This window comes from uncultured Nocardioides sp. (genome assembly GCF_902805925.1).
Taxonomy (GTDB): Bacteria; Actinomycetota; Actinomycetes; order Propionibacteriales; family Nocardioidaceae; genus Nocardioides.
Window position 1 is genome coordinate 1 of the sequence record NZ_CADCUP010000197.1, and the last position, 17,567, is coordinate 17,567.

A 17,567-nucleotide genomic window follows, 5' to 3' on the forward strand; every position below is an offset into this window, starting at 1 on the left:
CGCGGTGGCGTTGCCGCGCGGTCCCAAGCGCATCGTGCTCGCCGGGATCCCGAGGGTCGGCGAGGCCACCGTCTTGCTCCGTACGCCGTCCGGCCGGGCCCTGCGGCCCCGCACCGTCGACCTCTCGGTCGGTGCCGCGGCGCGGATCCGGCTCCCGGACCGCGCGGGGTACGTGGAGGTGCGGCTCGACGACACCACGGCGGTCGGCGCCGTCGAGCTCGGGCCCCGCGCCCTGGCGGTCGTGCCGCTCGTCCCGCTCGTGCTCAGCGGGAGGGTCGCCGACGTGCGGCCGGCGCTGCAGTGACGACGACCGCTCAGCTGCGGTAGCGGGGGTCGACGTCCTCGGCGTCCATGCCCAGGAGCTCGGCCACCTGCTCGACCACCACGGTGAGCACCAGCGCGTGCAGCTCGTCGCGCGACTCGCAGCGGTGCTCGATGGGGCGCCGGAACAGCACCAGCCGTGTGGGCTGGGAGCCCCGCCCGCGGATCAGCGACGACAGGGGCACCGTCTCCGCGGCCCAGTCGTCGGGCACCAGCGGGGTGTCCTCGACGGCGTACTCCACGATGCCGAGCTGCCGGTGCCACCGGTCGTCGACCTCGGTCACGACGTCCAGCACGAGGGCGTCGAAGCGCTCGCGAGCCGTGCGCAGCACCGGCGTGCCGAGACTGGTCGGGAGGATGCCGGGCCCGCGCATCCCGCGGCCACGGCGATCACGGGTGCGGCGCACGCGCGGCGGGTCGACCGTGCTGGCTGCCGGGCCGGCGACTGGGCTCTCGTCCACGCCGCGAGCCTAGTCCGGGGGCGCCACGAGGAGAGGTAGCCTGCCCCGCGTGAGCCACGCCCGTCGCTGTTCGCGCACCGCCTGCTCCTCCGCCGCGGTCTGCACGTTGACCTACGTCTACGCCGACCAGACCGCGGTCCTGGGCCCCCTCGCGACGTACGCCGAGCCGCACGCCTACGACCTGTGCGAGCGGCACAGCGAGCAGCTCTCGGCCCCCCGGGGCTGGGAGGTGCTGCGCCTGGCCGCCGACCCGTCCACGCGCGGCCCCAGCAGCGACGACCTGCTCGCCCTGGCCGACGCCGTCCGCGAGGCCGCGCGTCCACCGGCGCCCGCGCCCGTCGGGCACCGGGCCGACGGCCCGGCGGCCGGCGTCAAGCGCGGACACCTCCGCGTGCTGACCAGCGAGTGACGCCCGCGCGGCCACACCGGCGCCCTCCGGTGTGACTAGGCTGCGCGCATGGTCACCAGCAGTCCCTCGGGCACCCTGGCTGCCGCCAACCTCGACGCCGTCTTCAAGGCCTACGACGTGCGCGGCACCGTGCCGGAGCAGCTCGACGAGGAGCTGGCGCGCGCCACGGGGGCGGCGTTCGTGACCGTGACCGGCGCCCGCGAGGTCGTCGTGGGCCACGACATGCGCGCGACCTCGCCCGGGATGGCGGGTGCGTTCGCCGACGGGGCGACCTCCGCCGGCGCCGACGTCGTGCTGATCGGCCCGGCCTCCACCGACCAGCTGTACTTCGCCTCCGGGCACCTCGACCTGCCGGGCGTGATGTTCACCGCCAGCCACAACCCGGCGCAGTACAACGGCATGAAGATGTGCCACGCCGGCGCCCGGCCCATCGGTCGCGACAGCGGGCTGGCCGAGATCCGCGACCTCGTCGCCGCCGGCGCGCGCCCCGCCGCGTCCGCGCCCGGCGACATCACCCACCACGACGTCCTCGACGCCTACGCCGCCCACCTCCTCACGCTGGCGCCCGTGACCGGACGCCGGCTGACGGCGGTGGTCGACGCCGGCAACGGCATGGCGGGGCTCACCGCCCCGGTCGTCTTCGGCCGGCTGGGCGGCGACCAGGTCGAGCTGGTGCCGATGTACTTCGAGCTCGACGGCTCCTTCCCGCACCACGAGGCCAACCCGATCGAGGCCGAGAACCTCCTCGACCTCCAGCGGCGGGTGGTCCAGGAGGGTGCCGACATCGGTCTCGCCTTCGACGGCGACGCCGACCGGTGCTTCCTGGTCGACGAGCGGGGCGAGGCCGTCTCCCCGTCGGCGCTGACCGCGCTCATCGCCGCGCGCCAGCTGGCGGTGGAGCCGGGCGCGAGGATCATCCACAACCTCATCACCTCGCGAGCGGTGCCCGAGATCGTGACCGAGCTCGGTGGCCGCCCGGTGCGGACCCGCGTCGGGCACTCCTTCATCAAGGCGACCATGGCCGAGACCGGCGCGGCGTTCGGCGGCGAGCACAGCGGGCACTTCTACTTCCGCGACTTCTGGAGCGCCGACTCCGGCATGTTGGCGGCCCTCCACGCCCTGGCCGCGCTCGCCGCGTCCGAGGGTCCGCTCTCGCAGCTGCTGGCCGGCTACGCCCGCTACGCCTCCAGCGGCGAGATCAACTCCACCGTGGCCGACCAGGCTGCGGTGGTCGCTGAGCTCGAGTCGACCTGGGCCGGCGCCGACGGTGTCAGGGTCGACCACCTCGACGGCCTGACCGTGAGCCACCACGACTGGTGGTTCAACGTGCGGGCCTCCAACACCGAGCCGCTGCTGCGGCTCAACGCCGAGGGCGCCGACGAGGCGACCATGGCCCGGGTCCGCGACGACGTACTGACCACGATCAGGAGACCACGATGAACCTCGACCCCCAGCTGCTCGACATCATCCGCTGCCCCGCGTGCCGGTCCACGCTCTCGCCGGAGGGAGAGGAGCTCGTCTGCTCGGGCTGCGGCAACGCCTACCCCGTCCGCGACGGCATCCCGGTGCTGCTGGTCGACGAGGCGCGTACGGCCTGATGGCGACCTGGTTCGACGAGGCCCGGCTCGACGACGAGGCCGTCCTGGCGGAGTTCGACGGCGCGCTGCGTCCGCTGGCGGAGGCGGGTGCCCGGGTGCGCCGCGAGGCGCACGACGCGCAGGAGGCCACGCGGGAGGCCCTGACCCGCAACCGCGACCTGTCCCGCCCCCGCGCGGTGATCGCCGCCGGCCCCGACTCGCGGCTGCTGCGCGCGGTGCTGGAGCCGTGGTGCCCGGTCCCGTTCGTCGCCTGGCCCGGGCTGGCGCTGCCCGGCTGGGCCGGCAGCCTCGACCTCGTGGTGATGCTCGCGCCCGGCGGCTCCGACGCCGCGTCGGCCGCCGCGGTGGCCGAGGCCGTGCGCCGCGGCTGCCAGGTCGTGGTCGCCTGTCCGCCCGGCTCCCTGGTGGCCGAGCACGCCGCAGGTCGCGACGTCACGATCCTGCCCACCGTCACCGGTGACCAGCTGGCGACCGCGGTGGTGATGCTGGAGTTCCTGGAGCAGATCCACCTCGGGCCCCACGCCGGCGCCGAGGGGGTGGCCACGGCCCTGGACGACGTCGCCATCGCCTGCTCGCCGCACCGCGACCTCGCGGTCAACCCGGCCAAGATGCTGGCGATCGCCCTGGCCGACACCAACCCCATCGTCTGGGGCGGGTCCGTGCTGGCGGCCCGCGCCGCCCGCCGGGTGGCGGAGTCCGTCCGCCGGGCCAGCGGGCGGTCGGCCATCGCCGGCGACGTGGAGCACCTGCTGCCCCTGCTCGAGGCGACCCAGCAGCGCGACGTCTTCGCCGACCCGTTCGCCGACGGTCCACGCGGCGACCTGCGCCCCCTGCTCCTGGTGCTCGACGACGGCGCCGACGAGCCGGTGGTCCGCGAGCAGCGCGGCCGGCTGCTCGCGGTGGCCGCCTCCCGCGGCGTACGCGTCGAGACGGTGAGCACCGACGCCGGCACCGAGCTCGCCCGCTACGCCCAGCTGCTCCTCAGCGGCACCTACGCCTCGGAGTACCTCCGGATCGGGCTCGTCGAGGAGTGAGGGGACCCGACCGCGGCCCCGCCGTTAGGCTGGGCCCGTGATGACGCACACCTCCCGGACGACGGCATGAGCGCCGGCTTCTTCGCCCTGCTCGACGATGTCGCCGTCCTCGCCCGCCTGGCCGCCGCCTCGATCGACGACGTCGGGGCCGCCGCGGGCCGGGCCAGCATGAAGGCCGCGGGCGTGGTCGTCGACGACACGGCGGTGACGCCGCAGTACGTCCACGGCGTGGCCGCGCAGCGCGAGCTGCCGATCATCAAGAAGATCGCCGTGGGCTCGTTGCGCAACAAGCTGCTCTTCATCCTCCCCGCGGCGCTGCTGCTCAGCCAGTTCGTGCCGTGGCTGCTGACGCCGATCCTGATGCTCGGCGGCACCTACCTGTGCTACGAGGGCGCGGAGAAGATCTGGGAGAAGCTCAGCGGCCACGAGGAGCACCAGGAGCTGGCGACCGAGGTCAGCCCCGAGGCCGAGAGGGCCATGGTCAAGGGCGCCATCCGCACCGACTTCATCCTCTCGGCCGAGATCATGGTGATCTCGCTGAACGAGGTCGCCGCCGAGGCGTTCCTGCCCCGCGCGCTCATCCTGGTGGTGGTGGCCCTCGGCATCACGCTGCTGGTCTACGGCGTCGTCGGGCTCATCGTCAAGATGGACGACATCGGGCTCCTGCTGACCCAGCGCGACTCCTCGCTCATGCAGCGGCTCGGCCACGGACTGGTCCGCGGCATGCCGCGGCTCCTCACCGCCATCTCGGTGGTCGGCACCGCCGCGATGCTCTGGGTCGGTGGCCACATCCTGCTCGTCGGCACCGACGACCTCGGCTGGCACGGCCTCTACGACGTCGTCCACCACCTCGAGGAGGCTGCCCACGACGCGGTGCCCGCCGTCGGCGCCGTGGTCGGCTGGCTCACCAACACCGCCGCCTCCGCCGTCGTCGGCCTCCTCGTCGGCGCCGTGGTCGTCGCGGTGATGCACGTGCTTCCGTTCGGGGGCCACGGCAAGGACGAGGGCTCCCACGAGACCGGCGGCGGCGCCGTCGACAGAGCCGGTGCCAGCGCCGGTGAGAGCGCCGGTGAGAGCGCCGGTGAGAGCGCCGGTGAGAGCGCTGGTGAGCAGGGGCACCAGGACACCGCCGAGGGTCGGGGACACGGCTCCACCGCGCTCTCTCCGGAGGGTCCCGCACCGTCCGACTGAGCCCCGCGAGGATTCTTCGATCGGGGTCGCTGCGGCCTAATCTCGTGGGTATCCACCGGCACCGACACGGGCCACGTTCACACGGGAGAGCACCCATGGACTTCAAGGTCGCAGACCTGAACCTCGCCGACTTCGGGCGGACCGAGATCACCCTGGCCGAGCACGAGATGCCGGGCCTGATGGCCATGCGCGAGCGGTACGGCGACAGCAAGCCGCTGGCCGGTGCCCGCATCGCCGGGTCGCTGCACATGACGATCCAGACCGCGGTGCTCATCGAGACCCTGGTGGCGCTCGGTGCCGAGGTCCGCTGGGCCTCCTGCAACATCTTCTCCACCCAGGACCACGCCGCCGCGGCGGTGGCCGTCGGCCCGAACGGCACCGTCGACGAGCCGTCCGGCGTGCCGGTCTTCGCCTGGAAGGGCGAGACGCTGGAGGAGTACTGGTGGTGTGCCCAGCAGATCCTGATGTGGCCCGAGGGCCCCGGCGCCAACATGATCCTCGACGACGGCGGTGACGCCACGATGCTGGTGCACCTCGGCGTCGACGCCGAGAAGTCCGGCGCCGCCCCCGACCCGGCCACCGCGAAGGGCGCGGAGCAGCGGGTCGTCTTCGAGCTCCTCAACGCCTCCCTGGCCGAGAGCAAGGACCGCTGGACCACCATCGCCGGCGAGATCAGGGGCGTCACCGAGGAGACCACCACCGGTGTGCTGCGCCTCTACGACATGATGAAGGCCGGCTCGCTGCTCTTCCCGGCCATCAACGTCAACGACTCGGTCACCAAGTCCAAGTTCGACAACAAGTACGGCTGCCGCCACTCGCTCATCGACGGCATCAACCGCGCCACGGACGTCCTCATCGGCGGCAAGGTGGCGGTCGTGTGCGGCTACGGCGACGTGGGCAAGGGCTGCGCGGAGTCGCTGCGCGGCCAGGGCGCCCGCGTCATCGTCACCGAGATCGACCCCATCTGCGCGCTGCAGGCGGCCATGGACGGCTACCAGGTCACCACCCTGGACGACGTCCTGGACGTCGCCGACATCATCATCACCGCCACCGGCAACAAGGACGTCGTGACCGTCGACCAGATGTCGCGGATGCGCCACAACGCGATCCTGGGCAACATCGGCCACTTCGACAACGAGATCGACATGGCCGGCCTGGAGAAGCCCGGCGTCGCGGAGCGCAAGAACGTCAAGCCGCAGGTCGACGTGTGGACCTTCCCGGCCGGCAACGCGATCATCGTGCTCTCCGAGGGCCGCCTGATGAACCTCGGCAACGCGACCGGTCACCCCTCGTTCGTGATGTCGAACTCCTTCACCAACCAGGTGCTGGCGCAGATCGAGATCTTCACCAAGCCCGAGGAGTACCCCGTCGGCGTCTACGTGCTGCCCAAGCACCTCGACGAGGAGGTCGCCCGCCTGCACCTCGGCGCCCTCGGCGTGAAGCTGACGTCCCTCACCGACGACCAGGCCGGCTACCTCGGCGTCGCCGTGGAGGGCCCCTTCAAGTCCGAGCAGTACCGCTACTGAGCCGTGCCGGTGGCGTCGGCTGGCACAATGACCGCATGAGTCAGCCGGCCGACGCCCCGCACCGTGGACGCGTCCTCGTCGTCGACGACGACGCGTCCCTCGCGGAGATGCTGACCATCGTGCTCCGCCAGGAGGGCTTCGACAGCCGCATGGTCGGACGCGGCGACGAGGCGATGGCGGCGTTCCGCGACTACCGCCCCGACCTGGTGCTGCTCGACCTGATGCTGCCCGGCAAGGACGGCATCGACGTGTGCAAGGAGATGCGCGCCGAGTCGGGGATCCCGATCGTGATGCTGACCGCGAAGGGCGACACCATCGACGTCGTGGTGGGCCTGGAGTCCGGCGCCGACGACTACGTCGTCAAGCCGTTCAAGCCCAAGGAGCTCATCGCCCGCATCCGTGCCCGGGTGCGCCGCAACGACTCCCCCGACGCCGGGGCGCTGCGCATCGGCAACCTCGACATCGACGTGGCCGGCCACCGGGTGACCCGCGACGAGGAGCCCATCAACCTCACGCCGCTGGAGTTCGACCTGCTGGTCTGCCTGGCCCGCAAGCCGTGGCAGGTCTTCACCCGCGAGGTCCTGCTCGAGCAGGTCTGGGGCTACCGCCACGCCGCCGACACCCGGTTGGTCAACGTGCACGTGCAGCGGCTGCGCTCCAAGGTCGAGCACGACCCCGAGAACCCCGAGATCGTGGTCACCGTCCGAGGCGTCGGCTACAAGGCCGGCGCCCCCGTGCGCGACCCGGCCTGACCGGGCCGAGCGACATGGCCTTCCGCGCCGAGCTCTCCGCCGCCGTACGTCGCGCGCTCACCGTCTGGCGCCGCTCGATCCAGGCCCGGGTCGTGGCGAGCACGGTGCTGCTCTCCGCCGTGGTCGTGAGCATCGTCGGCTGGTTCCTGCTCCAGCAGACCCGCGAGGGCCTCCTGGAGCACCGCGTCGACGCGGTGGTCGCCGAGGCCCGCAACGAGACGGCCGAGGCCCGCAACCGCCTGTCCTTCGCACCCGGCCTGGATGTCGACGCCTCGGGCCAGCAGCAGGAGCTGGTGGAGCCGATCATCGAGCGGGGTGCGACCCGGGGCTTCGCGGTGATCCTCTCGCCGCGGGTCGGCACCGAGGGCGGACTGGCCGCGGGCGGCACCAAGTTCACCAGGAACCTCGACAAGGCGACCGTGCCCGCGGCGCTGGAGCGCACCTTCTCGCGGCCGGCCACCACGTCGTGGACCTACACCGAGATCCAGGCCACCGGCGACCTCGCGGGCCTCGACGAGGGACCCGGCATCGTGGTGGGCTCCCAGCTGACGCTGCCGGCCGACGGCGGCACCTACACCCTCTACTACGCCTTTCCGCTGGCCGAGGAGACCGAGACCCTCGCGCTGGTCACCCAGGCGCTCCTCACCGCGGCGGTCCTCCTGCTCCTGCTCGTCGCCGGGCTCACCTGGCTGGTGACCCGCCAGGTGGTCACCCCGATCCGGATGGCCCGCCAGGTGGCGGAGCGGCTGGCCGCCGGCCAGCTGCAGGAGCGGCTGCGCGTGACCGGGGAGGACGACCTCGCGCGCCTCGCCACGTCGTTCAACCAGATGGCGTCCAACCTGCAGCGCCAGATTCGGCAGCTCGAGGAGCTCAGCCGACTCCAGCGCCGGTTCGTCTCCGACGTCTCCCACGAGCTGCGCACCCCGCTGACCACCGTGCGGATGGCCGGCGACGTGCTGCACGACGCCAGGCAGGGCTTCGACCCGGTGACCTCCCGGGCGGCCGAGCTGCTGCAGGTCGAGCTGGACCGCTTCGAGACCCTGCTGGCCGACCTCCTCGAGATCAGCCGGTTCGACGCCGGCGCGGCGGTCCTCGACGCCGACGACGTCGACCTCGTCGACGTCGCCCACCGGGTCGCCGACATGACCGGGGTGCTCGCGGCCCAGCGCGGCACCCGCGTGCTGGTGCGCGACCCGGGGCACGTCTGCCTCGCCGAGGCCGACGTACGCCGCGTCGAGCGGGTGGTGCGCAACCTGGTGACCAACGCGATCGACCACGCCGAGAGCCGCGACATCGTCGTCCACGTGGCCGGTGACGGCGAGTCGGCGGCCATCGCGGTCCGCGACTACGGCGTCGGCCTGGCGCCGGGGGAGTCCGCGATGGTCTTCAACCGCTTCTGGCGGGCCGACCCCGCCCGGGCCCGCACCAGCGGCGGCACCGGTCTGGGACTCTCCATCAGCCTCGAGGACACCCACCTCCACGGTGGCTGGCTGCAGGCGTGGGGCCGCCCGGGCGAGGGAGCGCAGTTCCGGCTGACGCTGCCCCGTCGCCTCGGCCAGCGGCTGCGCCACAGCCCGCTCCCGCTGGTCCCCATGGACGCGGAGGTCTCGGCATGAGGCGGCTCGCGACCGCCGGCGTCGCGCTCCTGCTCTCGGCGCTCGTCCTCTCCGGGTGCGTGCGGATGCCCACGGAGGGGCCCGTGGTGCAGTCGGGGGGCGACGCCTCCGACGACACGGTCACCGGCACCTACTACGACCCGGCTCCGCCCCGGCCCGGGGAGTCCGCCAACGAGATCGTGCTCGACTTCCTCGAGGCGATGAAGGCGACGCCGATCCGCATCAACGTCGCCCAGGAGTACCTCACCGAAGGGGCCCAGCAGACCTGGAACCCGGAGTCGGCGACCATCACCTACGACGACATCGGTGAGCCGGCGGGTGAGATCAACCTCTCCGTGCCGATCACCGGAGTCAACGAGTACGACGCACACGGCTCGTGGGTGCGGCAGGTCGGCAACGGTGCCGCCGACGGCGTCCCCGACGACACGCTCGGCTTCCGGCTGACCATCGAGGACGACGAGTGGCGCATCAACGAGCTGCCCGACGCCCTCGTCGTGCCCTCGTCATGGTTCGACGACCGCTTTCGGCGGGTCTCGCTCTACTTCTTCGATCCCACCGCCCAGATCCTGGTGCCCGAGCCGGTCTACGTGCCCGAGGGCGACCAGTTCGCCACCTCGCTGCTGCGAGGCCTGCTGGCCGGCCCCTCGTCGGGGCGGGGGGTGACCCGCACCTTCGTCCCCGAGGGCCTGGAGCCGGGGCTCTCGGTGCCGATCGGCGACGACGGCGTCGCCGAGCTGGCCCTTGTGGGGGACGTCGGGGGCGCCAACCAGCTGGTGACCGAGCAGATGGTGGCCCAGCTGGTGTGGACCCTGCGGCAGGAGCCGCGCATCGAGGCGCTGAGGCTCACCCTCGACGGCGAGCCGGTCACCCTCCCCGGCGGCCAGCGCCAGGTCGCCGTCACGGCAGCCGGCCGGTTCGATCCCAACGGCGTGCGCACCAGCAGCGACCTGTTCGGCCTGCGCGACGGGCTGCTCGTCTCGGGTGACATCGACGACCTGCAGCCGACCAGCGGGCGGTTCGGTACCCAGCGGCTCGGGCTGAGGGAGGTCTCGGTCGACCTGACGGGCACGCTGGCGGCCGGTGTGTCCGGAGGCGGCACGTCGGTGCTGACGACCACGGTGGCCGACTCCGGAGCCAGCGCCAGCCAGGTCGTGCGCGGAGCCGGCGATCTGCTGCGTCCGGCGTGGGACGCCGGCGGCCGCCTGTGGCTCGTCGACCGGGGCGACGGTGCCGCCCGCGTGTCCGTGCTCGTGGAGGGACAGCCGCGCGAGCTCCGGGTCCCGGGCGTGACCGGCGAGCAGGTGTCGAGGTTCCTCGTCTCGCCCGACGGCACGCGCCTGGTCGCCCTGGTCCGGGGTGCCAGGAGCGACTCGGTCGTGGTGGTGCGGGTCCTGCACGACGCGCAGGGCCGGGTGCTCGGCACCGGCGAGCCCCGCGTTCTCGACCTCGGCGACGGCGCCTCCTCCCGCATCCGCGACATCGGCTGGCGGTCCCTCACCTCGATCACCGTCCTCAACCGCATCACCGGCGAGCTGGCCCAGGTGCTGACCGTGTCCGTCGACGGCGCACCCGGCGACTCCGACCCGCCGGGCTGGTCGCGCATGCGCGGTGGCGCACAGCGGCTGGTCACCTCACCGGTGGAGGGCGACGGCGTCCTGGTGCTCTCGTCCGAGGCGTACTCCGACCTCACCGACCCCGACCGCTCCGTGGAGGAGCTCGCCCCCGGCGTCACCGCGCTGGGCTACGCCGGCTGAGGATCCTCCACAGGCGCCGGCACCGGCCTTGCGCCGCGAGTCGGCGACACGGTGTCCTGCCGGTGTGAGCCTCCTCGACGACCTGCTCGACCTGGCGACCGGCAGCAGCTGTCTGGGATGCGCCCGGCCCGGGCGGCTGCTGTGCCCGCAGTGCCGCGCCGGGCTGGCCGGTGAGGCGTTCCCCGCGTGGCCGTCGCCGACCCCGCCCGGCATGGTGACGCCCTGGGCGGCCGCGCCGTACGAGGCCACGGTGCGCGAGCTGGTGACCGGCCACAAGGAGCACCGGCGGTTCCCACTCGCCTCGCCGCTGGGCGAGCTGCTCGCGACGGCGGTGGCCGCTGCCACCGAGCCTCCTCGCGGCCCGCTCGTGCTGGTGCCCGTCCCCTCCCGCCCGGGCACCGCAAGGCGCCGCGGCTACGCCCCGACCGAGACGTTGGTGCGGGTCGCGGCCCGGCGGCTCCGCGCGGCCGGGGTCGACGTCGTGGTGGCCTGCCTGCTCCGCTCCCGGCGCGGCGTCCTCGACCAGTCAGGGCTCGGCGCCGTCGACCGCTCGGTCAACCTCGCCGAGACGATGCACTGCCCCTCGCGACGTCTCCGCGCCCTCGCCGTACGCCGTCCGCTGGCGCGGGTCGTGGTGTGCGACGACGTCCTCACGACCGGTGCGACGGCCCGCGAGGCGCAGCGGGCGCTGGAGGCGGTGGGCGTGCGGGTGCACGCCGTCGCCTGCGTCGCGGCGACCCCGCGGCGGAATCCGCCGGGGCGGCCGCGACCGTCCCGTCCATTGTCGGGGGGCGTCCTTTGATCCGGCGACCGCACCGGCTAGCGTCGGTTCATGGAGTCCGTCCGGGTCCGTGGTTGCGTCACCTGGACACCACGTGTGCCCGGGTGGCAAGCCGATGCCAGTCGCAGGCGAAACGGTCCACGTAAGGCTCGCGGGGCACTCGCCGCGCGCAGCCGATCACGGTGCGGCTTAGAGGTAAGTCCTGCCTCGGCGTCGTCGTCAGATGCGACGACCGCCGGGAGAAGGCCAGTAGTGGCAGAGAAGCTGCGAACGTCTCGGCAGGCGATTGTGGGGTCGAAGACCAGGTCGGCCGGGCGGACTCCATCCCACCTCGGACCACGTGCCCTGTCGGGGCACGCGCGTGCCGGCACCGGCGCCCCTGGTGAGGACGTACACACGGTGTAACCAACGCACACATCGGAGGTTCACATGGAGGTTGTGGTCACGGGACGGCACTGCGAGGTGTCCGACAGGTTCCGAAGTCACGTGTCCGAGAAGCTCGCCCGGCTGGAGAAGCACGATCATCGGATCATCCGGGTGCAGGTCGAGGTCGAGCAGGAGAAGAACCCGCGCCAGCACGACCACCAGACCCGCGTGGAGCTCACAGCCTTCTCCAAGGGACCGGTCATCCGGGCCGAGGCGGCGGCCGAGGACAAGATGGGTGCACTGGACCTCGCGATCGACAAGATGGCCTCGCAGATGCGCAAGGCCGCCGACCGCCGCCGCATCCACCGTGGACGCCACGCGCCGGTCTCGGTCGGCGTCGCGCTCGCTGACCTGGCGACGGTGCCGGAGGAGACCGAGGAGGAGCCCGAGGAGGCCGTGACCGACCGGAAGGTCGGCCCCATCGACGTGACGGGCGACGGTCCGCTCGTGGTGCGCGAGAAGTCGCACCCGGCCGCTCCGATGACCCTCGACACCGCGCTCTACGAGATGGAGCTGGTGGGCCACGACTTCTACCTCTTCGTCGACAAGGAGAGCGAGAGGCCCTCGGTCGTCTACCGGCGCCGTGGCTACGACTACGGCGTCATCTCCCTCGAGCTCGGTGAGAGCGGGGAGCCGGAGGGGCCGGCCGGGGACTGACACGTTCGGACTGCCGTCGGCGCGGGGACGTCATCGCATGTCATGATGCCCCCGTGACCGAGCAGCCCGTCTCCACCGAGCCGATCCGTGCCCTCGTCGTCGACGACCAGGAGCTCTTCCGCCGGGGCCTGGTGATGCTGTTGAGCTCCGAGGCCGACATCGAGGTCATCGGCGAGGCCAGCGACGGCGTGGCCGGCACCGACATGGCCACCACCATGGCCCCCGATGTCGTCCTGCTCGACGTGCGCATGCCCAAGCGCACCGGCATCGACGCCTGCCGCGCGATCAAGGAGGCGGTGCCGTCGGCCAAGATCATCATGCTGACCGTCTCCGACGAGGAGGCCGACCTCTACGAGGCCGTCAAGAACGGCGCCGCCGGCTACCTGCTCAAGGACTCCTCCATCGAGGACGTCGCCCAGGCGATCCGCGTCGTCGCCGACGGCCAGTCGCTGATCTCGCCGTCGATGGCGGTCAAGCTGATCGACGAGTTCAAGCAGATGTCCAAGCCCAACCGCGGCCAGGTGCCCGGGCTGCGGCTGACCGAGCGCGAGCTCGAGGTGCTGCGCCTGGTCGCCAAGGGCCTGAACAACCGCGACATCGCCAAGCAGCTCTTCATCTCCGAGAACACCGTGAAGAACCACGTGCGCAACATCCTGGAGAAGCTGCAGCTGCACTCGCGCATGGAGGCGGTCATGTACGCCGTCAAGGAGAAGCTGCTCGACCTGCCGTGAGCCCCTCGTGACGCCGCGGCCCGACTCGCTCTCCCTCGCCCAGGCGCGCCGCATCGCCCTCGCGGCCCAGGGCTTCGCCGACACGCCCCACGCCACGCCGACCCTGCGCACGCTGCTGCGCACGGTCCAGCGCACCGGCGTGCTGCAGGTCGACTCCGTCAACGTCCTCCAGCGCGCGCACTACATGCCGCTCTACTCGCGGATGGGCGCCTACGACGTCGACCTGCTGCGCCGCGCGTCCAGCACGCGGCCGCGCCGGCTGGTGGAGTACTGGGCCCACGTCCAGGCGCTCATGCCGGTCGAGCTGTGGCCGGTCATGCGGCACCGGATGGAGCACTACCGCGCCCGCCGGGGCAAGTGGTGGCCGATCGTCGACACCCGCCCCGGCCTCGAGCACGAGGTGCTGGGCGCGGTGCGCGACGGGGGCCCGGTGACCGCCCGCGCGCTCGAGGACGAGTTCAGCAGCGGCCCGCGCACCCGCGAGCACTGGGGCTGGAACTGGTCGGAGGCGCGCAAGGTGCTCGACTACCTCTACATGGCCGGCGACGTCGCCATCGCCGGGCGCACCAGCCAGTTCGAGGTCGTCTACGACGTCCCCGAGCGGGTGCTGCCCCGCGCGGTCCTGGAGGCGCCCACCCCGACACCGCAGGAGGCCGCCCGCGAGCTGGTGCGCCGCGCCGCGCGCTCGCACGGCGTCGGCACCGGCCGCTGCCTGGCCGACTACTACCGGATGCGCTACCAGCCCGGTGCGGGCGTGGCCAGCGCCAAGGAGGCCATCGCCGAGCTCGTCGACGCCGGTGAGCTGCTGCCGGTCACGGTCGAGGGATGGACCCGCGCGGCGTACCTCCACCGCGACGCCCGCCTGCCGCGCCGCATCGCGGCCCGAGCCGTGCTGAGCCCGTTCGACCCCGTGGTGTGGGAGCGCGACCGGGCCGAGGCGCTCTTCGACTTCCTCTACCGGATCGAGATCTACGTGCCCGCTGCGATGCGGGTGCACGGCTACTACGTCCTGCCGTTCCTGCTGGGTGACCGGATCGTGGCGCGGGTCGACCTCAAGGCCGAGCGCGCCACCGGGCGGCTGCTCGTCCAGGCCGCGTACGCCGAGCCGCACGCGCCCCCGGAGACGGCGCAGGAGCTGGCGGTCGAGCTCGGTCGTCTCGCCGGCTGGCTCGGCCTGTCCGCCGTCGTCGTCGGGGCGCGCGGCGACCTGGCCCCCGGCCTCGCCGGTGCCGTCGGCGCTGGAGTCCGTGAGTAGCATGGCCGGTGCTGCCACCTGTCCGTGCCGGCCACCCAGTACCCCAGGAGAGACGTTCCAGTGCCTGCCATCATCGACAAGCTCCTCCGCATCGGCGAAGGCAAGATCATCCGCCAGCTCGAGACGATCACGAAGGCCGTCGGCGCCATCGAGGACGACTTCGTCGCGATGAGCGACGACGAGCTGCGTGGCATGACGGCCGAGTTCAAGGAGCGGCTGGCAGGAGGCGAGGACCTCGACGACCTGATGCCCGAGGCGTTCGCCACCGTGCGCGAGGCCGCCAAGCGGGTCATCGGCCAGCGCCACTACGACGTCCAGGTCATGGGTGGTGCCGCGCTCCACCTCGGCAACATCGCCGAGATGAAGACCGGCGAGGGCAAGACGCTGGTCTCCACGCTGCCGGCGTACCTCAACGCGCTGACCGGCAGGGGCGTGCACGTGGTGACGGTCAACGACTACCTGGCCAAGTACCACGCCGAGTGGATGGGGCGCATCCACCAGTTCCTGGGCCTGACCACCGGGGTGATCCTGCCGTCGATGCGTCCCGACGAGCGCCGCGTCGCCTACGCCGCCGACATCACCTACGGCACCAACAACGAGCTCGGCTTCGACTACCTGCGCGACAACATGGCCGACTCCATCGAGGACTGCGTGCAGCGCGGCCACCACTTCGCCATCGTCGACGAGGTCGACTCGATCCTCATCGACGAGGCGCGCACGCCGCTGATCATCAGCGGTCCCACCCAGGACGAGGTGCACTGGTACGCCGAGTTCGCCAAGCTCGCGCGCACCCTCACCATCGACGTCGACTACGAGGTCGATGAGAAGAAGCGCACCATCTCGGTGCTCGAGCCCGGCATCACCAAGGTCGAGGACCACCTCGGCATCGACAACCTGTACGACTCGGTCAACACCCCGCTCATCTCGTTCCTGAACAACTCCATCAAGGCCAAGGAGCTGTTCCGCAACGACAAGGAGTACGTCGTCATGGACGGCGAGGTGCTCATCGTCGACGAGCACACCGGCCGGATGCTCGCGGGCCGACGCTACAACGACGGACTGCACCAGGCCATCGAGGCCAAGGAGGGCGTCACCGTCCGCGAGGAGTACCAGACCCTCGCCACGGTGACCCTGCAGAACTACTTCCGCCTCTACGAGAAGCTCTCGGGCATGACCGGCACGGCCATGACCGAGGCCAGCGAGTTCGACAAGACCTACGGCCTGGGCGTCGTCCCGATCCCGACCAACAAGCCGATGGCCCGCGACGACAAGGCCGACCTCGTCTACCGCACCGAGGACGCCAAGTACGCCGCCGTCGTCGACGACATCGCCGAGCGCCACGAGGTCGGCCAGCCGGTGCTCGTCGGCACCGTGTCGGTCGAGAAGTCCGAGCACCTCTCCCAGCTGCTGAGGAAGCGCGGCGTCCCGCACACCGTGCTGAACGCCAAGGTTCACGCGGACGAGGCCAAGATCGTCGCGCTGGCCGGTCACAAGGGGGCCGTCACGGTCGCCACCAACATGGCCGGCCGAGGCACCGACATCATGCTCGGCGGCTCGGTGGAGTTCCTCGCCGACCAGGAGCTGCGCAAGCAGGGCCTCGAGCCGCTCGGCGAGACCGCCGAGGCCTACGAGGCGGCCTGGCCCGACGCGTTGGAGCGCGTGAAGGCGCAGGTGTCCAACGAGCACGACGAGGTGAAGGGTGTCGGCGGGCTGTACGTCGTCGGCACCGAGCGCCACGAGTCGCGGCGCATCGACAACCAGCTGCGCGGTCGTTCCGGCCGCCAGGGCGACCCGGGGGAGTCCCGGTTCTACCTGTCGCTGGAGGACGAGCTCATGCGCCTGTTCAAGTCCGACTGGGTGGACCGCATCCTGCAGGTCCTCAAGGTGCCCGACGACGTGCCCATCGAGAACAAGCGCGTCACCGGCGCCATCGCCAGCGCCCAGGGCCAGGTGGAGTCGCAGAACTTCGAGTCACGCAAGAACGTCCTGAAGTACGACGACGTGATGAACCGCCAGCGCGAGGTCATCTACGGCGAGCGCCGCCGGGTGCTCGAGGGCGCCGACCTGCAGGAGCAGATCCGCACCTTCATCGACGACGTCGTGTCCGGCTACGTCATGGGCGCGACCACTGACTTCGCCGAGCAGTGGGACCTCGACGCGCTCTGGACCGCGCTGGGCCAGCTGTACCCCCTCAGCCTCTCGCTCGAGAGGATCGAGGCGGAGGCCGGCGGCCGTGCCGGGCTCTCCCGCGAGGTGCTCGTCGAGGACCTCACCAAGGACGCCCAGGCGGCGTACGACCGGCGCGAGGCCGAGGTGGGTCCCGAGGTGATGCGTGAGCTGGAGCGGCGCGTGATCCTCTCGGTGCTCGACCGCAAGTGGCGCGAGCACCTCTACGAGATGGACTACCTGCGCGAGGGCATCTACCTGCGTGCCTACTCCCAGCGCGACCCGCTGGTGGAGTACCAGCGCGAGGGCTTCGACATGTTCGCCGCGATGATGGACGGCATCAAGGAGGAGTCGGTCGGCTTCCTGTTCAACCTGCAGGTCGAGGTCGACGACGACACCGACGACGACGAGCACGACCACGCCGACCACGAGCACGCCGACCACGACCACGTGGCCGCGGACGTCCCGGTCGCGGGTGGGATCGACATGTCCGCTGCCGCGTCGCACGCCCCGCACATCCGCGCCAAGGGCCTGGAGCGGGAGAGGAAGCCGCAGCGGCTCGCCTACTCCGCCCCCAGCGAGGACGGCGTGGCCGCGGTCACCGGTGAGACGCCGACCGCCACCGACGAGTACGCCGGGGTCGGGCGCAACGCCGACTGCCCGTGCGGCTCGGGCAAGAAGTTCAAGAAGTGCCACGGCGCCCCGGGCGGCCCCACCGGGCTGACCACGCGCGTCAACGGCTGAGGACCCTGACGACAGGACGGCGGCACTGCCTCGTGGGTGCGGGTGTTCCGACCGGGTCGTCGCGACCTCGTGCCTCGGTCGCGGGCCCTGCCCGGCCTGCCTGAACCCACGGACCGCGCTCGTGCCTCGCGCGGTTCTGCTCAGG

The 17,567-nt window shown here is 72.1% G+C and carries 16 protein-coding genes; 15 read left to right on the plus strand and 1 reads right to left on the minus strand.

What is annotated here, in order from left to right; all coding sequences use genetic code 11:
- On the plus strand, window positions 1–304 hold a 304-nt coding region (locus tag QZX64_RS14330; RefSeq protein ID WP_295661106.1), incomplete at its 5' end, for a hypothetical protein.
- A 10-nt stretch (window positions 305–314) separates the two neighbouring features.
- Here QZX64_RS14330 and QZX64_RS14335 read toward each other — a convergent pair.
- Window positions 315–782: a metallopeptidase family protein gene (locus QZX64_RS14335; protein ID WP_295661109.1), complete on the minus strand. Its 468-nt coding sequence runs from the start codon at window positions 780–782 to the stop codon at window positions 315–317.
- Window positions 783–831: 49 nt separating this feature from the next.
- Between QZX64_RS14335 and QZX64_RS14340 the strand changes: the two genes are divergently transcribed.
- The 14 genes from QZX64_RS14340 (at window position 832) to secA (ending at window position 17,422) form a co-directional block, all read left to right on the plus strand.
- The gene (locus tag QZX64_RS14340) at window positions 832–1,191 is read left to right on the plus strand and encodes a DUF3499 domain-containing protein (protein WP_295661111.1); all 360 of its coding nucleotides are present in this window, start codon (window positions 832–834) and stop codon (window positions 1,189–1,191) included.
- A gap of 48 nt (window positions 1,192–1,239) precedes the next feature.
- Window positions 1,240–2,631, plus strand: coding sequence for a phosphomannomutase/phosphoglucomutase (locus QZX64_RS14345; RefSeq protein WP_295661112.1), 1,392 nt, complete (start codon window positions 1,240–1,242; stop codon window positions 2,629–2,631).
- Window positions 2,628–2,789, plus strand: a complete 162-nt coding sequence (locus QZX64_RS14350; RefSeq protein WP_295661114.1) for a Trm112 family protein — start codon at window positions 2,628–2,630, stop codon at window positions 2,787–2,789. The genes QZX64_RS14345 and QZX64_RS14350 overlap by 4 nt, the downstream gene beginning before the upstream one ends.
- Window positions 2,789–3,823 carry an SIS domain-containing protein gene (locus tag QZX64_RS14355; protein ID WP_295661116.1) on the plus strand — a complete coding sequence of 345 codons (1,035 nt, stop codon included), beginning with the start codon at window positions 2,789–2,791 and terminating at the stop codon, window positions 3,821–3,823. The genes QZX64_RS14350 and QZX64_RS14355 overlap by 1 nt, the downstream gene beginning before the upstream one ends.
- 66 nt (window positions 3,824–3,889) lie before the next feature.
- Complete coding sequence (locus QZX64_RS14360) at window positions 3,890–5,014, plus strand: DUF808 domain-containing protein (protein WP_295661118.1); 1,125 nt, start codon at window positions 3,890–3,892, stop codon at window positions 5,012–5,014.
- Between the two features lie 95 nt (window positions 5,015–5,109).
- Window positions 5,110–6,540, plus strand: a complete 1,431-nt coding sequence (gene ahcY / locus QZX64_RS14365; RefSeq protein ID WP_295661120.1) for an adenosylhomocysteinase — start codon at window positions 5,110–5,112, stop codon at window positions 6,538–6,540.
- Between the two features lie 35 nt (window positions 6,541–6,575).
- Window positions 6,576–7,292, plus strand: a complete 717-nt coding sequence (mtrA, locus tag QZX64_RS14370; protein WP_295661122.1) for an MtrAB system response regulator MtrA — start codon at window positions 6,576–6,578, stop codon at window positions 7,290–7,292.
- A gap of 14 nt (window positions 7,293–7,306) precedes the next feature.
- Window positions 7,307–8,908 carry an MtrAB system histidine kinase MtrB gene (mtrB, locus tag QZX64_RS14375; protein WP_295661124.1) on the plus strand — a complete coding sequence of 534 codons (1,602 nt, stop codon included), beginning with the start codon at window positions 7,307–7,309 and terminating at the stop codon, window positions 8,906–8,908.
- A complete protein-coding gene (locus QZX64_RS14380; RefSeq protein ID WP_295661126.1) occupies window positions 8,905–10,662 on the plus strand; it encodes an LpqB family beta-propeller domain-containing protein in 1,758 nt (585 codons plus the stop codon). The genes mtrB and QZX64_RS14380 overlap by 4 nt, the downstream gene beginning before the upstream one ends.
- Before the next feature lie 64 nt (window positions 10,663–10,726).
- A complete protein-coding gene (locus QZX64_RS14385) occupies window positions 10,727–11,464 on the plus strand; it encodes a ComF family protein (RefSeq protein ID WP_295661128.1) in 738 nt (245 codons plus the stop codon).
- A 408-nt stretch (window positions 11,465–11,872) separates the two neighbouring features.
- Window positions 11,873–12,526 carry a ribosome hibernation-promoting factor, HPF/YfiA family gene (gene raiA, locus QZX64_RS14390; RefSeq protein ID WP_295661130.1) on the plus strand — a complete coding sequence of 218 codons (654 nt, stop codon included), beginning with the start codon at window positions 11,873–11,875 and terminating at the stop codon, window positions 12,524–12,526.
- Window positions 12,527–12,579: 53 nt separating this feature from the next.
- Complete coding sequence (locus tag QZX64_RS14395) at window positions 12,580–13,257, plus strand: response regulator transcription factor (RefSeq protein WP_295661132.1); 678 nt, start codon at window positions 12,580–12,582, stop codon at window positions 13,255–13,257.
- A gap of 7 nt (window positions 13,258–13,264) precedes the next feature.
- A complete protein-coding gene (locus QZX64_RS14400; protein WP_295661135.1) occupies window positions 13,265–14,512 on the plus strand; it encodes a winged helix-turn-helix domain-containing protein in 1,248 nt (415 codons plus the stop codon).
- Window positions 14,513–14,572: 60 nt separating this feature from the next.
- Window positions 14,573–17,422 carry a preprotein translocase subunit SecA gene (gene secA, locus QZX64_RS14405; protein ID WP_295661137.1) on the plus strand — a complete coding sequence of 950 codons (2,850 nt, stop codon included), beginning with the start codon at window positions 14,573–14,575 and terminating at the stop codon, window positions 17,420–17,422.
- Window positions 17,423–17,567: the final 145 nt, after the last annotated feature.